The organism is Ruegeria sp. AE4, from assembly GCF_056542185.1.
The window spans coordinates 214,391-238,422 of record NZ_JBQFZK010000001.1 but is presented as its reverse complement, the minus strand read 5'-3'; the positions used below and the strand labels follow the sequence as shown (position 1 = coordinate 238,422).

26 protein-coding genes and 1 tRNA gene are annotated in these 24,032 nt (G+C 59.4%); 13 read left to right on the top strand and 14 right to left on the bottom strand.

Annotation, left to right across the window (positions count from 1 at the left end; all coding sequences use genetic code 11):
• Positions 1–11: 11 nt before the first annotated feature.
• From eno to ACR0EK_RS01205, 5 genes are all read right to left on the bottom strand, one after another.
• The gene (gene eno / locus ACR0EK_RS01225; RefSeq protein WP_480564414.1) at positions 12–1,289 is read right to left on the bottom strand and encodes a phosphopyruvate hydratase; all 1,278 of its coding nucleotides are present in this window, start codon (positions 1,287–1,289) and stop codon (positions 12–14) included.
• A 136-nt stretch (positions 1,290–1,425) separates the two neighbouring features.
• Positions 1,426–2,304, bottom strand: coding sequence for a DMT family transporter (locus ACR0EK_RS01220; RefSeq protein ID WP_267364551.1), 879 nt, complete (start codon positions 2,302–2,304; stop codon positions 1,426–1,428).
• Positions 2,305–2,439: 135 nt separating this feature from the next.
• Entirely contained in the window at positions 2,440–2,853 is a 414-nt protein-coding gene (locus ACR0EK_RS01215) for a Fur family transcriptional regulator (RefSeq protein WP_267364549.1), read from the bottom strand.
• A gap of 83 nt (positions 2,854–2,936) precedes the next feature.
• The gene (locus ACR0EK_RS01210) at positions 2,937–3,641 is read right to left on the bottom strand and encodes an endonuclease/exonuclease/phosphatase family protein (protein WP_267364547.1); all 705 of its coding nucleotides are present in this window, start codon (positions 3,639–3,641) and stop codon (positions 2,937–2,939) included.
• A gap of 296 nt (positions 3,642–3,937) precedes the next feature.
• On the bottom strand, positions 3,938–5,356 hold the full coding sequence (locus ACR0EK_RS01205) for a protein adenylyltransferase SelO (protein WP_480558064.1): 1,419 nt from the start codon (positions 5,354–5,356) through the stop codon (positions 3,938–3,940).
• 85 nt (positions 5,357–5,441) lie between these two features.
• Between ACR0EK_RS01205 and ACR0EK_RS01200 the strand changes: the two genes are divergently transcribed.
• Together ACR0EK_RS01200 and ACR0EK_RS01195 are read left to right on the top strand one after the other, a co-directional pair.
• Positions 5,442–5,861, top strand: coding sequence for a cupin domain-containing protein (locus ACR0EK_RS01200; protein ID WP_480564409.1), 420 nt, complete (start codon positions 5,442–5,444; stop codon positions 5,859–5,861).
• 90 nt (positions 5,862–5,951) lie between these two features.
• Positions 5,952–6,728 (top strand): extensin-like domain-containing protein, encoded by a 777-nt coding sequence (locus tag ACR0EK_RS01195; protein WP_480564407.1) that lies wholly within the window; start codon positions 5,952–5,954, stop codon positions 6,726–6,728.
• Positions 6,729–6,755: 27 nt separating this feature from the next.
• Here the strand turns inward: ACR0EK_RS01195 and ACR0EK_RS01190 are convergent, their stop codons facing one another.
• A complete protein-coding gene (locus tag ACR0EK_RS01190; RefSeq protein WP_480480550.1) occupies positions 6,756–7,898 on the bottom strand; it encodes an anhydro-N-acetylmuramic acid kinase in 1,143 nt (380 codons plus the stop codon).
• 257 nt (positions 7,899–8,155) lie between these two features.
• On the opposite strand from ACR0EK_RS01190, the gene tyrS reads away from it, so the two are divergent.
• Positions 8,156–9,409, top strand: coding sequence for a tyrosine--tRNA ligase (tyrS, locus tag ACR0EK_RS01185; protein ID WP_267363943.1), 1,254 nt, complete (start codon positions 8,156–8,158; stop codon positions 9,407–9,409).
• 78 nt (positions 9,410–9,487) lie between these two features.
• Here tyrS and ACR0EK_RS01180 read toward each other — a convergent pair whose 3' ends face one another.
• Positions 9,488–10,228 carry a hypothetical protein gene (locus ACR0EK_RS01180; RefSeq protein ID WP_480564404.1) on the bottom strand — a complete coding sequence of 247 codons (741 nt, stop codon included), beginning with the start codon at positions 10,226–10,228 and terminating at the stop codon, positions 9,488–9,490.
• 220 nt (positions 10,229–10,448) lie between these two features.
• Between ACR0EK_RS01180 and ACR0EK_RS01175 the strand changes: the two genes are divergently transcribed.
• Together ACR0EK_RS01175 and ACR0EK_RS01170 are read left to right on the top strand one after the other, a co-directional pair.
• Entirely contained in the window at positions 10,449–11,204 is a 756-nt protein-coding gene (locus tag ACR0EK_RS01175; RefSeq protein WP_480564401.1) for a 3-hydroxyacyl-CoA dehydrogenase, read from the top strand.
• Positions 11,205–11,213: 9 nt separating this feature from the next.
• Positions 11,214–11,762 carry a sugar O-acetyltransferase gene (locus ACR0EK_RS01170; RefSeq protein WP_480564397.1) on the top strand — a complete coding sequence of 183 codons (549 nt, stop codon included), beginning with the start codon at positions 11,214–11,216 and terminating at the stop codon, positions 11,760–11,762.
• Here ACR0EK_RS01170 and ACR0EK_RS01165 read toward each other — a convergent pair.
• From ACR0EK_RS01165 to ACR0EK_RS01155, 3 genes are all read right to left on the bottom strand, one after another.
• The gene (locus ACR0EK_RS01165; protein WP_480564394.1) at positions 11,759–13,567 is read right to left on the bottom strand and encodes an ABC-F family ATP-binding cassette domain-containing protein; all 1,809 of its coding nucleotides are present in this window, start codon (positions 13,565–13,567) and stop codon (positions 11,759–11,761) included. The two genes, ACR0EK_RS01170 and ACR0EK_RS01165, sit on opposite strands and share 4 nt — an antisense overlap.
• A 68-nt stretch (positions 13,568–13,635) precedes the next feature.
• Positions 13,636–14,376 (bottom strand): GNAT family N-acetyltransferase, encoded by a 741-nt coding sequence (locus tag ACR0EK_RS01160; protein ID WP_480564391.1) that lies wholly within the window; start codon positions 14,374–14,376, stop codon positions 13,636–13,638.
• Positions 14,377–14,476: 100 nt separating this feature from the next.
• Positions 14,477–14,950 (bottom strand): outer membrane protein assembly factor BamE, encoded by a 474-nt coding sequence (locus ACR0EK_RS01155; protein WP_480545467.1) that lies wholly within the window; start codon positions 14,948–14,950, stop codon positions 14,477–14,479.
• Positions 14,951–15,035: 85 nt separating this feature from the next.
• Here ACR0EK_RS01155 and ACR0EK_RS01150 point away from each other — a divergent pair, with 85 nt between their 5' ends.
• From ACR0EK_RS01150 to ACR0EK_RS01115, 8 genes are all read left to right on the top strand, one after another.
• Positions 15,036–15,572 (top strand): YceD family protein, encoded by a 537-nt coding sequence (locus ACR0EK_RS01150; protein ID WP_480545465.1) that lies wholly within the window; start codon positions 15,036–15,038, stop codon positions 15,570–15,572.
• A 205-nt stretch (positions 15,573–15,777) separates the two neighbouring features.
• A complete protein-coding gene (gene rpmF, locus ACR0EK_RS01145) occupies positions 15,778–15,984 on the top strand; it encodes a 50S ribosomal protein L32 (protein ID WP_008756996.1) in 207 nt (68 codons plus the stop codon).
• Between the two features lie 24 nt (positions 15,985–16,008).
• Complete coding sequence (plsX, locus tag ACR0EK_RS01140) at positions 16,009–17,097, top strand: phosphate acyltransferase PlsX (RefSeq protein ID WP_480480536.1); 1,089 nt, start codon at positions 16,009–16,011, stop codon at positions 17,095–17,097.
• Between the two features lie 22 nt (positions 17,098–17,119).
• A complete protein-coding gene (locus ACR0EK_RS01135; RefSeq protein WP_480564388.1) occupies positions 17,120–18,091 on the top strand; it encodes a beta-ketoacyl-ACP synthase III in 972 nt (323 codons plus the stop codon).
• Positions 18,092–18,187: 96 nt separating this feature from the next.
• Positions 18,188–18,490: an integration host factor subunit alpha gene (gene ihfA / locus ACR0EK_RS01130; protein WP_209503673.1), complete on the top strand. Its 303-nt coding sequence runs from the start codon at positions 18,188–18,190 to the stop codon at positions 18,488–18,490.
• Between the two features lie 18 nt (positions 18,491–18,508).
• Positions 18,509–19,114: a MerR family transcriptional regulator gene (locus ACR0EK_RS01125; RefSeq protein WP_480564385.1), complete on the top strand. Its 606-nt coding sequence runs from the start codon at positions 18,509–18,511 to the stop codon at positions 19,112–19,114.
• 61 nt (positions 19,115–19,175) lie between these two features.
• Positions 19,176–19,252, top strand: a tRNA-Pro gene (locus ACR0EK_RS01120).
• Between the two features lie 61 nt (positions 19,253–19,313).
• Positions 19,314–20,393 carry a 2'-deoxycytidine 5'-triphosphate deaminase gene (locus tag ACR0EK_RS01115; RefSeq protein ID WP_480564382.1) on the top strand — a complete coding sequence of 360 codons (1,080 nt, stop codon included), beginning with the start codon at positions 19,314–19,316 and terminating at the stop codon, positions 20,391–20,393.
• A gap of 93 nt (positions 20,394–20,486) precedes the next feature.
• Here ACR0EK_RS01115 and scpB read toward each other — a convergent pair whose 3' ends face one another.
• From scpB to ACR0EK_RS01095, 4 genes are read right to left on the bottom strand one after another with little or no spacing between them, the layout of a single operon-like run.
• Positions 20,487–21,134 carry an SMC-Scp complex subunit ScpB gene (gene scpB, locus ACR0EK_RS01110; RefSeq protein WP_480564379.1) on the bottom strand — a complete coding sequence of 216 codons (648 nt, stop codon included), beginning with the start codon at positions 21,132–21,134 and terminating at the stop codon, positions 20,487–20,489.
• Positions 21,127–21,921, bottom strand: a complete 795-nt coding sequence (locus ACR0EK_RS01105) for a segregation and condensation protein A (protein WP_480538046.1) — start codon at positions 21,919–21,921, stop codon at positions 21,127–21,129. Before ACR0EK_RS01105 ends, scpB begins: the two co-directional genes overlap by 8 nt.
• The gene (gene nagZ / locus ACR0EK_RS01100) at positions 21,911–22,918 is read right to left on the bottom strand and encodes a beta-N-acetylhexosaminidase (RefSeq protein ID WP_480564376.1); all 1,008 of its coding nucleotides are present in this window, start codon (positions 22,916–22,918) and stop codon (positions 21,911–21,913) included. Before nagZ ends, ACR0EK_RS01105 begins: the two co-directional genes overlap by 11 nt.
• Positions 22,915–23,979, bottom strand: a complete 1,065-nt coding sequence (locus ACR0EK_RS01095; RefSeq protein ID WP_480480522.1) for an SPOR domain-containing protein — start codon at positions 23,977–23,979, stop codon at positions 22,915–22,917. The genes nagZ and ACR0EK_RS01095 overlap by 4 nt, the downstream gene beginning before the upstream one ends.
• Positions 23,980–24,032: the final 53 nt, after the last annotated feature.

Below are 24,032 nucleotides of genomic sequence, written 5' to 3'. Positions count from 1 at the left end.
CACCACGCGCGTTATTTGCGAAGGATCGACGCGCCCGCGTATTCCGCAACCTCGCCCAGTGATTCCTCGATGCGGATCAACTGGTTGTATTTGGCCAACCGGTCCGACCGCGCCAGCGAGCCAGTTTTGATCTGACCGCAATTGGTCGCCACCGCCAGATCAGCAATGGTGGCATCCTCGGTCTCGCCCGAACGGTGCGACATCACGTTTGTGTAACGCGCACGGTGCGCCATATCGACGGCGCGCAGGGTTTCAGTCAGCGATCCGATCTGGTTCACCTTGACCAGCATCGAGTTCGCGCAGCCGCGCTTGATGCCTTCGGCCAAGCGCGCTGGATTGGTCACAAACAGGTCGTCGCCCACCAGCTGCACCTTGTCGCCGATGGCGTCGGTCAAGGCTTTCCAGCCGTCCCAGTCATCCTCGGACATGCCGTCTTCGATCGAGATGATCGGATAGTCATTGACCAGCGCCGCCAGATAGGCTGCGTTTTCTTCGGATGTCAGGGTGATCCCCTCGCCCGCCAGAACGTATTTACCATCCTTGTAATACTCGGTCGCCGCGCAATCCAAGGCCAGGTGGATTTCTTCGCCGGGTTTGTAGCCCGCCTTTTCGATGGATTTCAGGATGAAGTCCAGCGCCTCGCGGGTGCTGGCGATGTTGGGGGCAAAACCGCCCTCATCGCCCACGCCCGTGGCCAGCCCCGCGGAAGACAGTTCTTTCTTCAGCGTATGGAACACTTCGGACCCCATTCGCACGGCCTCGCGGATATTCGCGGCCGAGGTTGGCATGATCATGAATTCCTGAATGTCGATCGGGTTGTCGGCGTGTTCGCCGCCATTGATGATATTCATCATCGGCACCGGCAGTACGCGGGCCGAGGTGCCGCCGACGTAGCGATAAAGGGGCTGCGTGGTGAAATCGGCTGCTGCCTTTGCTGTGGCCAACGAGACGCCCAGAATGGCGTTGGCACCCAGACGGCCTTTGTTATTGGTTCCGTCCAGTTCAATCATCGCCTGATCGATGGCCACTTGTTCTGTCGCGTCAAAGCCCACCAATTCCTCGGCGATCTCACCGTTCACGGCGGCCACGGCTTCCAGAACCCCTTTGCCCAAATAGCGGGATTTGTCGCCGTCGCGTTTTTCAACGGCTTCATGTGCGCCGGTGGACGCACCGGACGGTACGGCGGCGCGGCCCATGGTGCCGTCTTCCAGAATCACGTCGACCTCGACTGTCGGGTTGCCCCGGCTGTCCAGAATTTCGCGCGCGTGGATGTCAATAATGGTGCTCATGAGGTCTGTCCCTATGGCTGCAGTCGGTTGCACGCGTCATAACAGCAACCGGCCAAAAGTAAACCGGTTCCGTTATCGCTAACACGCATATTTACCGACCTTTAGGGCTAACAGTTTGCTGTTTGCGCCAACAGGTTCACGCCGGGACCAGATTGCGCGCCAGTCGTCGTTCGCGGATAAAGGTATACAGGCCAGATCCGATGATCAGGCTCGCCCCAGCCATTGTCAGCGCATCAGGGCGTTCCCCGAACATCAGCATTCCGGCAAGGATCGAAAAAACCAGTCGCGTGTAGCGAAACGGCATCATGGCCGAAGCCTCGCCAACCCGCATGGCCGTGACGATGCCGTAATACCCTAGAACACCAAAACCGATCGCCCCCAGATACGGACCTGCCTGGCCGCTTTGTACCGGCACGAAGGGTGTTCCTGAAACAACCATCAACAGCAACCCGGCCAGCGCCACTGCGATATACGCCTGCATCGCCACAACCGATGAGGCCACCCGAACATCCAGCTTGCGCGTTATCAGATCACGCGCCGCAATCGCAAACACGGTCAGAACGACAAACAGCGAGTCCGGCTGAAATCCTTCCAATCCAGGGCGAATGATCATCAGAACACCGACAAAGCCGACACCAATGGCACTCCAGCGGCGCCAGCCGACCTGCTCTCCCAGAAACAGGGCCGCGCCCATGGTCACGGCAAGCGGCATGGCCTGAAACACGGCGGCGACAGTGGACAGATCGATCAGCGACAGCGCGGTGACAAAGGTCACGGCACCGAATCCTTCTGTCCCTGCGCGCAGCATCGGCAGCAGTTTCCACGCCACGGGATCGAAGATGCGTTTGCGGGTGACCACCGACATCACCGCAAAGACAAGCCCGCAGAACACACCCAGACACACCATGATCTGACCGGTCGGCACAGCGCCCGACAGGAACTTGATGAACATATCCTCAAGCGAAAAGGCCGCCATCGAGCCGATCAGCAAAAGGATGCCGTTTACGTTATTCATGCGCGCGTCCACAGGAAAAGGGTACTTGGGGTGCAGTGTCCGGGCACATGAACCGCAACCAGCGACGTCTGGCAAGCCATTTCCCGACACGTTCAATGAATTAACGTGTTGGGGCCATTCGCGATTTGTGATGGATCACTCCTGCTTGAGCGGTACGCCGTACAGCTCCAGCCGATGCCCTTTCAGCTTGTACCCAAGCTTGGCGGCGATCTTTTCCTGCAAGGCTTCGATCTCGGGATCGACAAATTCGATGACCTCGCCCGAGTGCATGTCGATCAGGTGATCGTGGTGATCACGCTCGGCATCCTCGTATCGGGCCCGCCCATCGCCGAACTCCAGACGTTCCAGAATACCGGCCTCTTCGAACAGTTTGACCGTACGATACACCGTCGCAATCGAGATGCCTGTGTCGATGGCAGAAGCACGCGCGTACAGTTCTTCGACATCCGGATGGTCGTCGCTTTGTTCCAATACCTGCGCGATGATCCTTCTTTGACCGGTCATGCGCAGACCCTTGGCCTCACAACGTCCAATAATCGTTTCCGACATGATGTCCCTCAGAATTGCTCGGGTGTCTGTCTTAGTATGTCTGCGCACTTTGCGCCACAGGGATTTCTTCTTTTCCGTTGAAGTTAAGCCACGCGCGCCAAATCAGCCCAGACTGGCAAATGATCCGATGCGATATGTGCAGGGCGCGCGTCATGGACACCATGCGCAGTGGCCCTGACGCCCGCGCCCAGCGCGATCCGATCCAGCGCGCCCAGCGGCTGCGCGGCGGGAAAACTTGGCTTGGGGGGCAGGAAACGCATTTCCGGCGCGAGGTGATCCAGAATCGGCTGTCGGGACCATTCGTTGAAATCCCCCGCCCAGACAGTCGGCATCTGCTCCAGCTCTTTATCAAACCGCCTGATATGCGAGATCTGCTGACGTCGCGATGCAGGCAACAGCCCCAGATGCATACCCATCACCCGCAACGGCCCGATATGGGTATCAAATTCGACACGGACCGCGCCGCGCGGTTCAAGCCCGGGCAATTCGTGATGTCCGGTCCGCCGGACCGAAAGGCCCTCGCCACGCCAGATCACCGCGTTGCCATGCCAGCCCAGACTGCCGGCACCGCCCAGATCGACGATCTGCCACCCCGCTTCATCCAGCATGAAATGCGGCAGGGCCGCCGGGCGCGGCGGCAGACGTTTGTCGGCCTCCTGCAACACAACGATATCGGCCTGCATATGTTCGATGACCTGCAAAATGCGCTGCGGCTGGCGCCGGAAATCCAGCCCGAGGCATTTCTGAATGTTATAGCTGGCAATGCGAAGGGTGGAAGATGACTGCATATAGATCTGACCAGTGGGCTTGACCCAAAGTGACACGCCTGCCGCCGGACGCAACCCTTCAGTTTCACTTCGCAGCAACGGCAACCGGGGAAGTCGCCTTGGCATGGTATATCGCTTAAAAACCCGGCACGTGACGCGGCCGGAAACAAATGGGTTTCCCCTCATTTCATCCGGGAGCGGCAGAACGGAAGTGCCGCAGTTTCAGCGCATCCAACACCGATTTAGACCGGACAAAACAATTCGCCCCTCCCCGCGAAACCATACCGCACCGAGCGACTACCAGAGATGTTTGACCGTCACGTACCACAGAACGTGGCGTGCACGACCTCGTTATCGGTCGGGGGCCGTTTCAGGTCCTCCGCATCTGCCTGATCGTCGTAAGGCCGTGCGAGGACGGCGTTCAGCCGATGGAACGGCTGGTAATCCCCCGCCACCGCTGATTGGATCATCTGCTCGACCCGGTGATTGCGCGGAATAAAGGCTGGGTTCGCTGCGGTCATCACGTCATGCGGTAACGCCTCACGTGCCAAGCGTGGACGCCAGCCCTCTGCCCAGCTGTCAAAGGCCTGCGGGTCGATAAACTGATCGCGCGCGGTATCTTTGCCCAGCGCACGGAAGGTGTTGGTGAAATCAGCCTGCCCCTCGGCCATGCGTTTTAGCAGATCGGTGATCAGCGCCTGATCGCCTTCTTCAGCGGTCGTCAGTCCGACCTTTGCCCGGAACCGGGTCAACCAGTTCTGTTGCAGCAGGTCCGGCATGGCATGCACGATCTCGGTCGCCTCCTCAACAGCGGCGTCCTTGTTGTCCATCTGCTGGATCAGTGAGGTTGCCAGCTGCGCCAGATTCCACACTGCAATATCTGGCTGGTTGGCATAGGCATAACGGCCCATCCGATCTATCGAGCTGTAGACCGTATTGGGGTGATAAACGTCCATGAAGGCACAGGGGCCATAATCGATGGTCTCACCCGCGATCGAGCAATTGTCGGTGTTCATGACCCCATGGATAAAGCCCACGCTCATCCACCAAGCGATCAGGCGGGCCTGCGCATCCCGAACGGCCCGCAGCAGGCCCATTGGCCCTTCGACGCCGGGATAGTGGCGCGCGATGGCGTAGTCTGTCAGGCACCGCAGATTGTCCAACTGCCCCCGCGCGGCAAAGACCTGAAAGGTACCTACTCGCAAATGGCTGGTTGCAACCCGGGTTAGCACCGCACCGGGCATCGGACCCTCCCGGAACACGGTTTCACCGGTCTCTACCGCCGCCAGTGCGCGTGTTGTGGGGATGCCCAGCGCGTGCATCGCCTCGGACACCACGTATTCGCGCAGAACCGGACCCAGCCACGCCCTGCCGTCGCCCCTACGTGAAAACGGCGTCGGGCCCGAGCCTTTCAGCTGAACATCCCGCCGCACACCATCCGTTCCGACAGTTTCGCCCAACAGCACCGCGCGCCCGTCCCCAAGCTGCGGGTTGAACTGGCCAAACTGATGCCCGGAATAAAGCTGCGCGATGGGGTCCGCACCATCGGGGATGCGATTACCTGCAAAGGCTTCCGCCATCTCTTGCACGTCGCCCGGATGGACCTGCAACAGCCGTGCCAGATCATCATTGAACGCGATCAACTTGGGCGCGCGTACAGGCACCGGATTCTGTCGCGCAAAAAACGCGTCCGGCAGGCGGGCATATGAGTTATCGAATGGAATGGTCAGTGTCATGCGGCATACATATTCCCCGTGCGCACGAATACCATAGCGGATCACACCTTGCCGTGCATAATTGCGCCAAACACACGGGGGCCACATGACCGCACAAGAGATCATCGACCGCCTGAACCTGCAACCTCACCCCGAGGGCGGCTGGTACGCGGAAACCTGGCGCGCCGAGAACAAGGGCCGCCCGACCGGCACCTGTATCTACTTCTTGCTGCAGGCGGGGGAAAGCAGCCACTGGCACCGGGTCGACGCGACCGAGATCTGGCTCTACCACGCGGGCGCGCCATTAATCCTGTCCTTGAGCGCAACAGACAAGGGCCCGGCGGTTGACCATGTGCTGTCACTCGATTTGTCTCGGGGCGCACCGCAACTGATTGTTCCCACCGGCCATTGGCAGGCCGCGCGCAGCACCGGTGATTACACGCTGGTCAGTTGTACAGTGTCTCCCGGATTTCAATTCGATGGGTTCCAACTGGCAGAACCTGGGTTTGATATCCCTCGGGGATAGGCTGGTCTGGGGATGCTCTGAAAAGGTGAGTTTACAGAAAGTTACACATTTATCATTCTGTAAACGCAACCGCAGGTATCGGAGCATCGGGTGATTGCGAAACACATCTTTCTGGTCCTTCTGCTTCTGTTCGCAAGCACCGGTCTTGCAAACGCCGAGACCGCCTGCGCAGAATCCCCCCTTTCATCCGAATTGGCACTACCCGATCTGGAGGAGGAAGTCGCAACCGAACACATCGAACCTGCAGCGACTGTTGAACCTGCGGTGCTGATCTCGAAACGCCCTGCGCTGCGCCCTTGCAAGTTCCGCCGGTTTGAAGTGGGTCGTCAGCGTATGCGCGACCGCGGCGCGGTCTGTGGCGACTGGACCATTCTGGGCGAAACCCGCGCGTCTTTGGCTGGAAAAGCGCAGGGTTGCGGCATCGCCAACCCGGTCCGGATTTACAGAATTTCGGATGTTGCGCTCAGCCAGTTTTCGCTGATGGACTGTCAGACAGCTGTCACGCTGAAAACGTGGATCGAAAACGTCGCCAAACCCGTCTTCGCTGATCTGGGTGGTGGACTCAAGGGGATGCGTGTTGTTGGCCACTATGCCTGCAAGACGCAGAACAGCCAGCCCTATGCGCGCATTTCCGAACATGCGCGGGGTCGGGCCATCGATATCTCGACCTTCGTGTTGCAGGACGGAACGCAGATCACCGTTCAGAACGGATGGAGCGACACCGATCAAAGCACCGTGTTACGAGAGTTGCACAGCGGAGCCTGTGGCCTGTTTGGAACTGTTCTTGGTCCTGATGCTGACCGGTATCACAAAGGGCATTTTCACTTCGACACAGCCCGTCGCAGTGGCAAGCCTGTGTGTCGATAACGCGTTAGCCGTTACCTGTATGCAACCTCAACCCACCGGTTGAGCGTTCACAGTACTGACCATGCCGCCACCCACCAGCGCTTTCACCCCGGTTGTTCCCGGGCACGAGGTTGGCAATCCCCGCGCCACGCGCACGGCCAGATAGGCAAAAGCCTGCGCCTCGAGCATATCACCGTCCAGCCCCACGGCCTCGACCGGTTCGACCGGGCAGTCGAGGGACACGCGCAGCATCTCCATCAAAACCGGATTGCGCCGTCCACCGCCTGTAACCAGCACGCAAGACGGCGGTTGCGGACAATGTTCCATCCCCTGCACCACCCCCGCTGCGCACATCCCGGTCAGGGTCGCCACCGCGTCAGCGTCACCCAGTTCTTTCACCAGGTCGATCATCTCAGAGAAATCGTTCCGGTCCAGCGACTTGGGCGGCATACGTGCAAAGAAAGGCTCAGCCAGAAACAACTCCAACGCACCCATTTCGACGGTGCCATTGCGCGCAACCGCACCATCCCGGTCCATCGGCTGCCCCAGCCGGGCCTGCATCAGGTCATCGACCGGCGCGTTCGCTGGCCCCGTATCAAAGGCAAGCAGCGCCCCCAGCGCCTCGGGACCATCAAAGCTTGGGTCCACATAGGTCAGGTTACCGACACCACCCAGGTTCAGAAAACACAAGGGGCGGTCCGCGCCAAACCACTTGGCACAGGCAAAGTGAAAAAACGGCGCAAGCGGAGCACCCTCGCCCCCCATCGCCACGTCGTCGCTCCGGAAGTCCCAGACCACCGGGCGCCCCAGCGCCTGCGCCAGACCAAGACCATCACCCACCTGCAATGTGCCACGCCCGCGCGGTTCATGCGCCAGCGTCTGGCCGTGAAAGCCGATCAGATCTACATCTTCGAACTCGGACAGCGCCTCGGCATGGGCTATGGTTACCATTTCAGCCGCCGCATCGACCTGCGGGCCGTGCCATTGCCCCAAAGCCGCCCGCAGCACATCGCGTTCAGCGTCGGTATAGGCGCGATAGCCGCTTTTCCCGAATCCAGCGATGGAATGCCCGTCGGTTTCCACCACCGCAGCGTCCACCCCGTCCAGCGACGTACCGGACATCGCGCCCAATGCCCGAACCATTCCGTGTTTCTTGATGGTTTGGCCCACGCCCGCCTCCTGATCTGGCATTGTTTCCGCCGTGCCCGGAGTTCTGGACTTCACCTCTGGGTTGCAGCTTGGTCAAGGTGCTTTTGTTATGCCGCCTTGGCAAGCCTTCTGATTGGGGGCGTCGGTTTTTTTCCGACTTCGCGCCTCAGGATCAACACCCCGGCCACCTAGTTGCGCGCGCATATCACAGCACGCGCTTTTAGATTGAAAAGGTGGCTTTTCCTCATCCGCAGCGCCGCCTATACAGTGCCGCGCAACACAAACCCCGAGGGCACGATATGACCTACCACCCCAAATCGGATTTCATCGCCACGATGATCGAGCGCGGCTTCCTCGCCGACTGCACCGATTATCAGGGCCTTGACGACGCGCTGATCAGTGGGTGCAAGCCGGCCTATATCGGCTTTGATGCAACGGCCAAGTCGTTGCATGTGGGCAGCCTGATCCAGATCATGATGTTGCGCTGGTTTCAGAAGACCGGCCACCAGCCGATCACCCTTATGGGTGGCGGCACCACCAAGGTGGGTGACCCTTCGTTCCGCGCGGATGAACGCCCCCTGCTGGGACCCGAACAGATCGACGAAAACATCGCGGGCATCAAGAAAGTGTTCGCGGCCTATATCGATTACGACACTGACGCCGAAAACAAGGCACTGATGTTGAACAATGCCGAATGGCTGGATGATCTGAACTACCTCGATTTCCTGCGCGACATCGGGCGGCATTTTTCGGTCAACCGGATGCTCAGCTTTGAATCGGTGAAATCCCGGCTGGATCGCGAACAGTCGCTGTCGTTTCTCGAGTTCAACTACATGATCCTGCAAGCCTATGACTTTCTGGAGCTGAACCGTCGCTATGGCTGTGTTCTGCAAATGGGCGGCAGCGACCAGTGGGGCAACATTGTCAACGGTATCGACCTGACCCGCCGGGTGCTGGATCACGAAATCTACGGCCTGACCTCTCCCCTGCTGACCACCAGCGACGGTAAGAAGATGGGCAAATCGCAGGATGGCGCGGTCTGGCTGAACGCCGAGATGCGCTCGCCCTACGAATTCTGGCAGTTCTGGCGCAACACCACCGATGCGGATGTCGGGCGGTTCCTGAAGCTCTATACCGAATTGCCGGTGGACGAATGTGACCGTCTTGGCGCGCTTGCCGGGTCCGAGATCAATGAGGCCAAAATCCGCCTCGCCAATGAGGTGACAGCCCTTCTCCACGGGGCGCAAGCTGCGGCAACGGCCGAAGCCACGGCCCGTGAAGTGTTCGAAAAAGGTGGCGTTGGAGACGATCTGCCCACCCTGACCCTCAGCGCGGACGAGTTGGGCGACGGCATGTCCATCGTGCAGATCATTGTCAAATCAGGCCTCGCCAAATCCGGCAAAGAGGCCAAGCGCCTGATTGCTGAAAACGGGGCCAAACTGGACGACGCTCCGCTGACGGATGCAGGTTTGATGATCGACGCGGGCGCATTGTCATCCCCGATCAAGCTGAGTGCAGGCAAGAAACGCCACGCATTGGTGCAACTGGGCTGACGCCCCTTTCACCTTTGATTGCAAAGCAGGAAACGGCCACCCGATTGGGTGGCCGTATCTATTTTGGAATGGGCAAGGCTACTGACGTCCCTTTCCGCGACCGGGCCGGTCACTTTCGCCTTCATCGTCATTGGCGTTGTTTCCGCGACCCGGACTGCTGCCCTCGCCGCCGTTGCCGCCGCCATTGTTACCCTTATCGCCACCTTTGCCGCCGCCGTTATGGCCCTTTCCGCCGCCGTTATGGCCTTTGCCACCGCCGGGTTCACCATCGCCACCGCCGGGTTCTCCACCGCTGCCGCCGGGCTCTCCGCCACCGCCGCCGGGCTCTCCACCACCGCCGCCGGGTTCTCCGCCACCACCGCCGGGCTCTCCGTCACCGCCGCCGGGCTGTCCACCGCCACCACCGGGTTCTTGGCCGCCGTTGTCAGGTTCTCCGCCACCACCGGGGCCGTCTGGACCAGCCGCGTTCGCAAATCCCGCCCCGCCGGGTTCTGAACCGCGACTTTCACCCCGATTCTCTGCCAGACCGGACAGGCTTGCCGTTGGCACATCTGTCAGCAAAGCGGCCAGGCCCGGGCATTGCGCCCCGGTAATGCGCAGCGTTGTCTCAAAATCCGGTCGCTTCTGAAGTCTGTCCAGAAAGCTCGGGGTCACCTGAACACAATCGCAAAGCCCGGCATAGTCGCCTGCATTCGCAAGATTTCGAGCCGTTTTCCAGTTGCAGGTTTCCGGCGCTGCAACAGCGCTACCGGCAACCACAATCCCAAAAACAGGTGCAGCCAGAACCGCGCCCAGTGATCTATTCTTACCATTTACCATATCAGAACCTCCTGACGAAAAAACACGCAATGGCTGTGATTACTTCGTTCACGAACAGGCGCGTTTTCGTGAAGCGCGGATTAAGATGCCTTAAAGATGCGTATTGGTCCGGCGGCGGTCAGTCTGCCCCGCCCCTTAAGGCGTTCAGGCTCAAAGATGTAGACACCGACCCTGCAATGCAGTTATTGAACAGTTGTTCATATCCCAGGGAGGAGTTCCGATGCACCTGTCCACCACAGCCGCTCTTGTCACCGGCGGCGCATCCGGTCTGGGCGAAGCCACCGCCCGTCACTTTGCCGCGCAGGGTGCGCAAGTCACTATTCTGGACCGTGACGCGGACCGTGGCGCTCTAGTCGCCTCCGAAATCGGTGGGTATTTTGCGCTGACGGATGTAACCGACGAAACCTCGGTCGCAGCTGCCGTACGCCACGGCATGGACAAGATGGGCAAGATCACCGCGACTGTGAACTGCGCGGGTATCGCTTATGGAATCAAGACAGTCGGCAAGGATGGGCCCCACCCGCTGGACGCGTTCCAGCGTACGATCGACATCAATCTTGTCGGCACATTCAACGTCTCAAGGCTGGCCGCTGCCGAGATGGCAAAGAACGAACCCGAACCGGACGGGGCGCGCGGTGTGATCATCAACACTGCATCGATTGCTGCATTCGACGGCCAAAAGGGACAGGCGGCGTATGCTGCATCGAAAGGCGGGGTTGTTGGCATGACCCTGCCAATGGCCCGCGATCTGGCCTCGTCCGGGATTCGCGTCATGACCATTGCGCCGGGTATCTTTATGACCCCGATGTTGGCGGGCCTTCCTGAAGACGTGCAGCAACAACTGGCCGCCGACGTCCCGAACCCGGCCCGCCTGGGTGACCCCAAGGAATACGGGCGGCTGGCCGGTTTCATCGTTGAAATGGGCTATCTGAACGGCGAAGTCATCCGCATCGACGGCGCTCTGCGGATGCGGTAAGACAGCCCTATGTCGGAGCGCCAGAAAATGCAATCCGGGCAGTGGTATTGCTGTCTCGATCCTGAATTGGATGATCTGCGCGCGCGGGCACGACGGGCTGTTCACGCTCACAACACCTGTCCGCCCGACACACGCGGCGCGATGGCCCCGGAACTGCACGCGCTGCTGGGCCATGTCGGCGAGGACTGTTTTCTCGAAGCCCCTTTTCACTGCGCGTATGGAATGAACATCCATCTGGGCAGCCGGGTTTATTTCAATGCCGGATGCGTGGTTCTGGACACGGCCCCCGTTCGGGTCGGCGACGACACGATGTTCGGCCCTAATGTTCAGATTTACTGCGCCCATCATGCCAAGGACCCGGCTGATCGGGCGCAAGGGCTGGAAATAGGCCTGCCCGTAACCATCGGCAGGCACGTTTGGATTGGCGGCGGTGCGATCCTGTTGCCCAGCGTAACCATAGGCGACCACGCCACAATCGGCGCAGGCAGCGTCGTTACCAAAGACGTCCCCGCCAGAGAAACCGTGGCAGGTAATCCGGCAAGGCGTCTGGCGCGCTAAGCGCTTTCAGCCCTCTCTTCGAGCGTCAGCCATTCCTCTTCAGCGGCCGAGAGTTTTTCCTGCCTCTCAACCAGCGCCTCGGTCGCTTTTTGGAACTTCACCGGCTCACGCGTGAACAGCTCGGGATCGGACATCAACTCTTCCAGCTTGGCGATCTCGGCCTCAAGACGCGCGATCTCGGCAGGCAGTTTCTCCAGCCGGTGCTTTTCCGAGAAGGACAGGCCGGATTTCGGCTTTTCTTCCTGCTTGATCTTTGGCTTTGGAGTCTTTGCTTTTTCTACACTTTTTTCGATTACGTCACCGCGCTGCGCGATGTAATCCGACCAACCGCCAGCATAGACTGTCGCCCGTCCGTTCCCCTCCATAGCGATGGTGGTTGTCGCCACGCGGTCCAGAAAATCTCGGTCATGGCTCACCAGCAGAACGGTGCCGTCGTAATCGTCCAAAAGCTCTTGCAGCAGGTCCAGCGTCTCGACATCCAGATCGTTGGTCGGTTCGTCCAGCACCAATAGGTTCGAGGGTTTCGCCATCAGCTTGGCCAGAAGCAACCGGGCTTTTTCCCCACCGGACAGGGATTTGACGGCTGCTCGGGCCTGCCGTTCGTCAAACAGAAATTCCTTGAGATACCCTACAACATGTTTGGGCTGCCCGCCCACCATTACCTGATCGGCCTTGCCCGACACCCGCATATCCGGATCGCCGGTCAGACTGTCCCACAGGCTCATCTCGGGGTCCAGTTGAGCGCGGGTCTGATCGAACACCGCGAATTCAAGGTTCGTCCCCAAGGAAACCGAGCCCGCGTCCGGCTCCACCTGCCCCAGCAGCATCTTCAGCAACGTTGTTTTGCCAACACCGTTCGGCCCGACAAAGGCCACCCGGTCACCGCGCTGCACCAGCAGATCAAAGTTCCGAACGATCTGCTTGTCGCCAAACCCTTTGGCCAGCGCCCTGGCCTCAATCACTTTACGGCCTGATTTTGGCCCGGCCTCCAGTGCCATTGCAGCCGAACCCTGACGTTTGATCTGCGCCGCCTTTTCGGCCCGCAACGCCTGCAAGGCCCGCACCCGGCCTTGGTTACGTTTGCGTCGGGCGCTAATGCCCTCAACCGCCCATTTCGCTTCGGACTTAATCAGGCGGTTCAGCTTGTGGCGTTGCTGGTCCTCTTCCTCCCAGACCTTGTCCCGCCAGGCCTCAAAGGCTTCAAAGCCCTGCTCCTGTCGCCGAACAGCCCCCCGGTCGATCCAAAGTGTTGCCCGGGTCAGCGCCCTTAGAAAGGCCCGGTCATGCGAGATCAGCACAAAGGCCGCTCGGGTCGCGCCAAGTTCGCGTTCCAGCCACGCGATGGCTTCGATATCCAGATGGTTGGTCGGCTCGTCCAGCAACATCAGATCCGGAGCTTCTGCCATCAGCTTGGCCAGCGCAGCCCGCCGCCTTTCTCCGCCCGAAGCCGTCTCAACCGCCCGTGAAGGATCGAACTTCAACCCTTCACCGGCCCGTTCAACCTTGTAAAGTTCTCCCGGCTCCAACCCGCTGGAGGCGTAATCCCCCAACGTGGCAAAGCCCTCCATCGTCGGATCTTGCTCCATATAGCCAACGGATTTTCCGGGCGGCACGACAATCTCGCCCCGATCAGCCTCGACCAGACCGGCCATCACTTTCATCAGCGTGGATTTTCCGGACCCGTTTCGCCCCACCAGCGCAACACGATCACCGGGCTGAACCACCAGATCCAGTTCGGAAAACACCGGGTCACCCCCGAAAGTCAGGGAAATGCCGGACATCTGCAACAAAGGAATTCTCGCCATGTGCGCCAGCTAAACCGGCTGACACATTGCGTCAACGCCCCGTCTTCACCTTTTGAAAAATACTCAATCTACCCGGCCACCGCCCGCAACAGACGTTTGCGTGCCGGGGGGATCGCACCGATTTCCACCCCTGTGAAAACGTGCAGCGTGTTCATGTGGCGATCCACCACCGCATGATCGCTGACCCAACCGCCCATCATCAGATAAGTCCGCAACAAGGGTGGCATCCGCAGCATTGCCTTTTTCACATCCGGTCTGCGCCGCAGACGCGCGGCAAAACGAAACACATCCGGAGCCTTCACGCGCGGCAACCAACGTTTCGGGCCCAGATGGCGATGCTTGAGCATCGCAAAAGCATCCAGATACTGCTCTGTTTCGGTACCGGCAAAAGAGGAACATCCAAACAACATCTCGACGTTGTTCCGGTCAACGTAGGCCGTCATTGCCCCCCAGGCGACACGCAGGATGTCGGGGTCGCTGTGATTGGGGTGGATACAAAATCGTCCCATTTCGACCATCCGACCTTTAAAGCCTTCGAGCGAGGTCAGGTCATAGAACTGTGACGAATAGCTTCGCTTGATCTCGCCGCCACTTTCCATGGTCAGCATCCGAAAGCAGCAGACCAGCCGTTCAGCCGAGCGCATATCCTCGATCAGGATATGGCTACAGCGTGCATCAAATTCGTCGCAGTCCGGTTGCTCTGTGCCAAAAGCCAAGGTCCGCAATGCCTGAGCTGTTCTGATATCCTCGGGCGACTGCGCCAGTCTGGCGCGATAGCGCCCCTTGCTTAACAAAACTGCCGTTGTCACGGTCGCGTCCTCCACGGTTGCCGACCCTCAGGCGTCGGTACGACACCGTTAGCACAAGACATGTGACTGCCCTGTGACCACCGCAAGGTTTTGGCGCAAATTAGTTGGCGCCCGGAATGTTGGCCGGATTGAAGTTGCCGATATTGCCCAGCAGCTGACGCAGGAAGCCTTTGTCCTGAACGTTGGAATCAGTGACGCGGCGCTCCAGAGCAATCACATTCCCGTCTTCAAGACCAAAGCGTTCGATATTTCTGACAACACCGCGCTGATCAAAACTGATGGCAACCAGTTCGCGCGATACCACCTCGGGCCGTTTCGGACCGTAGTGGCGCACGCGAGAGCGGACGTAGTAATAGCCCGAATCCCGAACCACGCCGGATGCGCCCGGCGCGCCGATGGCCTCTTGCACGCTGTCCCGCGTGTCTACGCCCACTTTGATTTCCGCCAGTTCCTCGGCCGGTGGCACATAGCCGTGATTCTTGAAGACAGCCGTACAAGCTCCGGTCGCAGCCAGACAGGCAACAAACACAAGCGATTTCGCAGCTGGTTTCAACCGGTTCACTACCTTCAACATCTGCACCCTCTTGCCTTGGCCTTCTTCGGCTTCTATCCGATTACATAAACCGCTGCCACGGTTCAACACATAGAAAGGCTCACGAATGAGCAACGCGACATCATTTCGGGTGTCTGACCTGCCGCAGAACGCCCCGACACGGTTCGATCTGCGCCCTGCAACCACCGTGCTTGAGCAAATCAGGCAAGACCTTGGGCTGCTGGGGCTGCGCAAGCTCAGCTTTTCGGGCGACCTGCGGGCGCAGGGCAAACGGGACTGGGTTCTAAACGGCAAACTCGGCGCAACTGTCACCCAACCTTGCGTGGTGACGCTGGAACCGGTGACGACAAGGATCGACATTCCAGTGCACCGGACATTTCTTGCGGATTGGGCAGACCCTGATGATCCAGAGTTCGAAATCCCGGAAGATGACGAATCTGAACCTTTGGGACCGGAAATTGATCCGGCCCTTGTCATGATCGAGGCCCTGTCTCTGGCTTTGCCACAATATCCACGGAAAGACGGCGCGGAACTGGGTCAGGCTGCCTACACAGAACCGGGCAAACAGGCGATGACGGATGACGATGCCAAACCCTTTGCGGGATTGGCAGGATTGCGCGATGTGCTAAAAAAAGACGAGTGACAGGTGCCGGATTTCCTGTCATAGCAGGCGGTCAGAAAAATCGCTTGAACATGCCGAGAATCGCAGTATTTTCGCGCGCTCATCGGATTTTGGGTTGGACATTGCGGGGCTCGTCGCCTAAACGCGCGTCAAACCACGATAAACGAACTACGAAACCCGGGTCGGCAGCGAATCTGCGGCCCCCAGTCAGACAAAGGTTGAGACCATGGCCGTCCAACAGAACAAAGTTTCCAAGTCGCGTCGCAACAACCGCCGCGCACACGACGCTCTGGTTGCTGCAAACCCGAACGAATGCCCGAACTGCGGCGAGCTGAAACGCCCGCACCACGTTTGTGCATCTTGCGGCCACTATGACGATCGCGAAGTCGTCGCACAGGCCGACGAAATCGATCTGGACGAAGACGCAGCCTAAGCCTGATCGAGCGCAGGCCAAGGCATGAACGATCAGCCCACGCACGCCGGACGGATCACCATCTCGGTTGACGCAATGGGAGGGGACGCAGGTCCCGCTGTCGTCGTTGCAGGTCTGGCGAAATCGGCTGGCAAGAACCCGAATATCGGGTTCCTGCTGCACGGGCCCGAACAGGTATTGCGCAAGCTGGTTGCCAAACGACGTGTCCTTGAAGGGCGCGTCGTTTTTCGTGATTGCCCCGACGTTGTCACGATGGAGGACAAGCCCAGCCAGGTTGTGCGCAACGGCAAGCAGACCTCAATGTGGTCCGCGCTGGAAGCGGTTCGTCAGGGCGAAGCCCATGGCGCTGTGTCCTGCGGCAACACCGGTGCCCTGATGGCCCTGTCAATGATGCGCCTGCGCAAATTGCCGGGTGTCAACCGCCCCGCAATCGCGATCCTGTGGCCTTCGCGCAACCCGCAGGGGTTCAATGTGATGCTGGACGTGGGCGCCGATGTGCGTGCCGACGCCAAGGACTTGCTGCAATTCGCCCTGATGGGCGCGTCTTATGCGCGCAACGGCATGGCCCTGAACCGACCCCGGATCGGGCTGCTGAACGTTGGCACAGAAGAGCATAAAGGCCGCGCGGAACTGAAAGAAGCACACGCCTTGATCTCGGATTTCGCGGAACAGGCGAATTTCGAATTTGTTGGCTTTGTCGAAGGCAGCGACATTCCCGGTGACAAGGCAGATGTCATTGTTACCGATGGGTTTACCGGCAATGTCGCGATCAAAACGGGTGAAGGCACCGCCAGCCTGATCGGAGATCTTCTGCGCGAGGCGTTCAAATACTCTCCGTTGTCCCGATTGGCTTCGGTCCTGGCCATCACGTCGCTACAGCGCCTGAAAAAGCGCATTGATCCGCGGCGCGTAAACGGTGGCGTGTTTCTGGGTCTGAACGGGACAGTTATTAAATCCCATGGCGGGGCAGATGCGACCGGAGTGTCGGCGGCGATCAAACTGGCCTTTACTCTGGCACAGTCCGGCTTTGCCGAAAAATTAGCTGCGCGGGTTGCATCCACGGCCCAGCTTGCACAAGATGCCGCGCAAGCTGCGCCGCAGACCGATAAATAACAAAAAAGGCAGTACCTCAAAAATGGCAGGCCGTTCAGTTGTAGTAGGTGTCGGGCATTATTTGCCGGAACGTATTGTTCCAAATTCCGAGTTCGAGAAAACGCTGGACACGACGGATGAGTGGATCAGAACCCGGTCGGGGATCGAACGCCGTCACTTTGCCGCCGATGACGAAACGACGTCGGACCTGGCCACCAAGGCTGCCGAGGCTGCGCTGGCCGATGCGGGCCTGACAGCGGATGATATCGACGCGATTGTCCTGGCGACCTCGACCGCGGACCTGACCTTTCCTTCTGCCGCAACCATGGTTCAGGCCCGGCTGGGCATGACAAAGGGGTTTGCTTTCGACGTACAGGCTGTCTGCGCGGGATTCGTTTTCGCGCTCAGCAACGCAAATGCGTTGATCCTGTCCGGCCAAGCCAAACGCGTGCTGGTCATTGGTGCCGAAACCTTTTCCCGGATTATGGACTGGACCGACCGCTCGACTTGCGTTTTGTTCGGGGACGGCGCCGGCGCATTGGTGCTCGAAGCACAGGACGGCGAAGGCACCGCTGCGGATCGCGGCATACTCGCAACCGATCTGAACTCGGATGGGCGCTTCAAGGACCTGCTTTATGTCGATGGGGGTGTTTCGACCCAATCCACCGGGCATCTGCGGATGCAGGGCAATCAGGTCTTCCGACATGCCGTTGAAAAGCTTACCAAAACCGCTGAGACAGCCCTGAGCCGCGCCGGGCTGAGCAGCGCTGACGTAGACTGGATTGTTCCTCATCAGGCAAATATTCGCATCATTCAGGGCACGGCCAAAAAGATGGGCCTGCCAATGGAAAACGTAGTTGTGACCGTTCAGGATCACGGCAACACCTCGGCTGCATCCATCCCATTGGCATTGTCGGTTGGTAAACAACGCGGGCAGATCAAACCCGGTGACCTGATCGTGACCGAAGCGATTGGCGGCGGTCTGGCCTGGGGCGCAGTGGTTCTGCGCTGGTAACCGGCGCAATCCAGCTTACACAGCTTCTTGCAATTCATTGATATTGACAGCGAATTTGCCGTACCCGTATGCTTTGACAGCAACAGGGGAAATGACATGGGCGACAATACACTGACTCGAATGGATCTGAGCGAGGCCGTCTTTCGCGAAGTTGGGCTTTCGCGCAACGAAAGTGCGCAGCTGGTCGAAAGCGTTCTGAACCACATGTCCGACGCTCTGGTGCGTGGTGAGCAGGTGAAAATCTCGTCCTTCGGTACGTTCAGTGTTCGCGACAAGACCGCGCGAGTCGGACGCAACCCCAAAACCGGCGAAGAGGTTCCGATACAGCCCCGCCGCGTACTGACCTTTCGCCCGTCGCATCTTATGAAAGATCGCGTCGCCGTCGGGAATCGCAAGTAACCCCAGGGTCACGCGGATATGAGCAAATCCCGCGACGCGTTTCGCACGATCAGTGAAGTAGCGGATTGGCTTGGTGTTCAGGCCCATGTTTTGCGTTTCTGGGAAAGCCGGTTCGCTCAGGTCAAACCGGTCAAACGCGCGGGCGGGCGCCGGTATTATCGCCCCAATGACATGCGTCTTCTGGGGGGCATCAAGAAACTGCTTCATGAAGACGGGACCACAATCAAAGGCGTACAGCGAATCCTGCGCGAGCAAGGCGTCGCACATGTCGCAGCACTGTCTCCGCCTCTGGACGAACCGGGCCCTGCCCTGATTGAACCCGTTCAAGGTACTGTGGTGCCGTTCGAACCCAAACCAGCTGCAGCCACCGAACAAATCCCTATGGATCTGGACGAACCGGCCAAGCAGCCGGTGAATGAAGGTGTGCAGGCCGAAGCACTTCCCGCAGCTGTGTCAGAACAAGAACCAGAGTCTGACCTGAACACAGCGCCCCTGATGGGCGGAATTGCTTCGCTGGCGTGGAAGTGCGCCGACTTTGACGACGAACTTCTGCGCCGGATTGCACCAATTGCAAAAGACCTGCGCCGCTGGCTGGATCGGGTCGAAACACAGGCGACGGGTTAGGAAAAAAGGCAGTGTTTTCCTCTTGCCCCTGCCGGGAAAATCTTTATGAACGGCCCAACGTCGGGCTATGGCGCAGCCTGGTAGCGCGTCCGTCTGGGGGACGGAAGGTCGCAGGTTCGAGTCCTGCTAGCCCGACCAAATCACACCGACGTTTATGGCACAAAGGCCAGATCCCGCTCTGGCACACGAGGGGATCGAGATGACAGGTGTTTGCGCGAACCAGCAAATCGAAGCGATGATCGCGCGCGGAGAGATTGCCGCCAACCCCGATGTTCTGCCAGCGCAAATTCAACCGGCCAGCCTTGATTTGCGTTTAGGAACAGTTGCTTACCGAGTACGTGCCTCGTTTCTCGCGGGCGAAGGACGGACTGTTACGGATCGCTTGGCCGAGTTTGAAATGCACCGCATCGACATCTCGGACGGCGCTGTTCTGGAAAAGGGCTGCGTCTATCTGGTGCCACTGATGGAATCGCTTGCCCTGCCCCGCGACATGACCGCCGTCGCCAATGCCAAAAGCTCGACCGGGCGGCTTGACCTTCTGACCCGTACCATCACCGATGGTGGCACCGAGTTCGATCGCGTGCCCGCAGGCTACAAAGGCCCGCTGTACGCCGAGATCTGTCCACGTTCGTTTTCAGTTCTGGTCCGACCCGGTATGCGTCTAAACCAGATCCGTTTCCGTCAGGGTCAGGCCGTCTTGTCTGACGCCGAACTGACCGCCCTGCACGCCGAATCGCCGTTGGTGGACGGGCCTGCTGTGATTCATGATGGTCTTGGCTTTTCGGTCGATCTGCAACTGCCCGACACCGATCTGGTCGGCTATCGCGCCAAGCCCCATACCGGGGTAATCGATCTGGACCGAATTGGCGAATACGACCCCCAGGACTATTGGGAGGAAGTGCACACCAAGGACGGTCGCATCATACTTGACCCCGGCGCATTCTATATCCTTGTCAGCCGCGAGGCGGTCCATATCCCGCCGATGTATGCCGCCGAAATGGCACCTTATCTGGCAATGGTTGGTGAATTCCGAGTGCATTATGCCGGGTTCTTCGATCCCGGCTTTGGCCATGCCGCAGCAGGCGGTGCCGGGTCACGCGGTGTGCTTGAGGTGCGATGCCACGAAGCGCCTTTCGTGCTGGAACACGGACAGGTGGTCGGGCGTCTTGTCTATGAGAAAATGGCTGAGATGCCCACGCAGCTATATGGTGCCGGGATTGCATCGAACTATCAGGGGCAAGGCCTGAAATTGTCCAAGCACTTCAAAGCGGCCGTCTAATCCTCAGAATTTCTTTCAACGGTGCATGTGTCGGATAACCCGCGTTTACTGCCGCAGGTTCCGCGCCTGACCTGTAGTGACCTGTCCGGGTTATTACTCCTCAAACAGTTCCGACTGGTCCTCGTCCACTTCGTCCTCGCGCCCCTCACCCAGCGGGATAGCCCCCGGTGGAGGCCGGTTTTCCAACAATCCCGCAGCCCTCAATTCCTTGAGACCTGGCAGATCGCGGGCGTTCTCCAGACCAAAATGATCCAGAAACTCTGGCGTCACCACAAATGTCACCGGACGACCCGGTGTCATGCGGCGGCGGCCCAACCTGATCCACTCCATCTCTAGCAATTGGTCAATCGTCCCGCGAGAGACTGATACGCCGCGAATTTCCTCAATCTCGGCGCGGGTGCAGGGCTGGTGATAGGCCACGATCGCCAATGTCTCAATCGCGGCGCGGCTGAGTTTACGGGTCTCAACCGTTTCCTTCTGCATCAGAAAGCCCAGATCAGGGGCCGTACGGATCGCCCATGCCTCACCAACGCGCACCACGCGCACGCCGCGCCCCTCGTAACGTCTCTGAAGCAATTCAACGGCTTGCGCGGCGTCGCTTCCATGCGGCATCCGCGCCTCAAGGTCGGCAATCGTCACCGGATCTGCGCTGGCAAACAAAACGGCCTCGACCATACGCTCCTGTTCCGCCAGCGGTGGCGCCTCGAACAGGGTGCCGGTTTCTTCTGGGGCGTCAGTCACGTGTCTGGGTCCTCTTACGCAAATGGATCGGCGCGAATGTCTCGCTCTGCTTGATCTCCATATGTCCTTCTTTCACCAGTTCCAGCGAGGCCGCAAAGGTCGCAGCCGTTGCTGATCTGCGGCGCACCGGGTCAGTATCCCAACCATCGGGCAGATAGGTTTCCATATCGGTCCACGTCCCCGCAAAACCGATCAGCGGGCGCATCCGCTCCAGTGCCTGCTCCATCGTGAACACCGCATCGCGGTCCATCACAAAGGGGCGGAATTCGTCACGGGTGCGGATACGGGCATAACCCTGCATCAGGTCCAGAAGCGTGGCAGAATAAGTCACGGTGCGAATGCGGGTGACGTCCTCGCCCTGCCCGCGTTTGAAAAAATCACGCCCCAGTTGGTCGCGGGCCATCAACCGTGCAGCGACGTCACGCATCGCCTGCAGGCGTTCAAGTTGAAACGCCAGATGCGCGGCCAGCTCTTCACCCGATGGCCCGTCGTCATCCGGGTCTGGCGGTAGCAGTAGACGGGACTTGAGAAAGGCCAGCCACGCCGCCATGACCAGATAATCGGCGGCCAGTTCAATGCGCAGCGCACGCGCCTTTTCAACAAAGGCCAGATATTGCTGCGCCAGCGCAAGAACCGAGATCTTGCGCAGATCCACTTTTTGCGTGCGGGACAGGGTCAGCAGAACATCCAACGGGCCTTCGAAGCCGTCGACATCAACAATCAGCGCTTCGGCCGCAAGACGATCCGCGACCGAGACAGGGTCTTCGCTAAAAAGATTATCGTTCATATACCTGCCCGCCCATTAGGGCAGATAGTTCCGCTTCGGCGGCTTGGATGTCAAGTTCCCGCGGGGGTTTCCGCAGCGCCAGCGCCCGTTCTGCGCGGGCTTGTGCCACATCCGACATCTCCCCGGCAGTTTCCAACACAGCGGCACGTTCAGAAAAACTGCCATTGCAATGCAGGACCACATCACAGCCCGCCTGCAAAGATTGCCGTGTGAGGTCCGTCAACGCCCCACTGAGCGCTTTCATTGAAATATCGTCGGTCATGATCAGCCCGCCAAAGCCGATATTGTCTCGAATCAGGCCCATCATGGCCGCAGAAATGGTGGCTGGCCGGGGATCGATCTGATCGAAGACCAGATGTGCTGTCATCCCCATCGGCAGGTCATTCAAGGCGCGGAACGGCGCGAAATCGCTGTATTCCAACTCTTCCAGCGGCAAATCAACGTGCGGAAGGTCATGGTGACTGTCCAGAGTGGCACGGCCATGGCCGGGAATGTGCTTGAGAACCGGAAGAACACCCCCATCCAGATGACCCTGTGCCACGGCCCTGCCGATCCTGGAAATCTGCTCAGGATCAAAGGCATAACAGCGGTTTTTCAGAAACGCGTGGGTCTCGGGCCGCGCCACATCGACCATGGGGGCACAGTTGCTGTCGATACCCAGACCAAACAGCTCATCCGCAATCAGGCGGTACCTGAGGTACATGGCGCGTTCCGCTTGATCACCCGCCCTGATCACATGATCCAGCGGCGGCAGCCATTCGCGGGCCAAGGGTGCGCGCAAACGCTGCACGCGCCCACCTTCCTGATCGATGGTAATGGGGCAGTTGCGCCCAACGGCCTCGCGGAAATCATAACACAAGGCCCGCACCTGATCGGCGCTTTCAATATTGCGGGAGAACAGGATAAACCCAAACGGGTTCATCTGGTGAAACAGGTCTCTTTCCTCCTGCGTCAGGCGCAGTCCTTCAGCATCTGTGATCGCTGCTCCGAACTTCACCTCACGGCCACCGGGATACAATCAGCGCCTTGCGCGACCAGAGCAGCGCAGAACTGGCGCGAGTCGCTCAGGTCTTCGAACCCCAGAACACGCAGGCGGTAAAAGGTCCGTCCACCACTTGAGGTTTTCTGGATAACTCGTTGTTTTCCCGACAAATAATCACCAAACTGACCATTCAATCGGTCCCACTCGGCCTGTGCCACTTGCGTGCTGTCATAAGCTCCAAGCTGCGCCAGCCGGGTTCCCTTTGCCAGTGTATCCGGATCAACATCCACCCCGACCGCGGCTTTCACCGCTGCATTGATGGCGTCTTCGGAATTCTCGCTGGGCGCGACCTGACTGCGGGTGGACCGTGCCGGACGCGTCACAGGGCGCAACGATCGGCGCACACCCGGCAACTCTGCGAAGCTCGGGTCCGGCAAGGCCGCAGCAAAATCTGCCGGGTCAATGGCGGGTTCTTCATCAGGGGTGGTCAGCGATGCCAGTTGCACACCGTCTTCGAACTCTTGCTGCGTTTCTGCTGCCGCACCCGCCAATTCCGCAACCAGCGCATCTACTGCGTTCTGGCGCAGGCGCGCGGCCTCCTGCGTGGTGATAGGTTCTTCGACAACATGCAGCGCAGGGGTCGGCTTCAGTTCTCCGGCGGGCAGATCTTCGTCTGTCAAGGACACCGGGCGCGGTGCAAGGATCAACCGGTCGGCCGGCGCCGCAGCGCTGCCTTCGGCGGCGACGGCATTCACGGCAAAGCCCTGATGATCGGCGGGTGTTCCACCCGGATTTTCCGGCTGTACACGCATCGGCCCTTCGGCGGCGCGAACAACCGGCACGCCACTGACATCGCGCATGATCAGTTGATAGCCCCAGACCCCGACACCAGCGACCAGCGCCAAGGAAGCAACAGCCCCCAGGAAATTGACTGCCCTGCCCAGACCAAACGAGCCTCGCGGCGCGTCATCTTCCTGCATATCTTCGGGAAAATCATACACATCATCAGAATGCGCTTGATTCGGGTAATGAATCTGCCCGGGGCTTTGATGCCCCGAGTAATCGTAACTCGCCATGTCCGCCTCACTGCCCGTTTCGCGCCTGAAAATAAGGCCCGCGGGTCATTTCT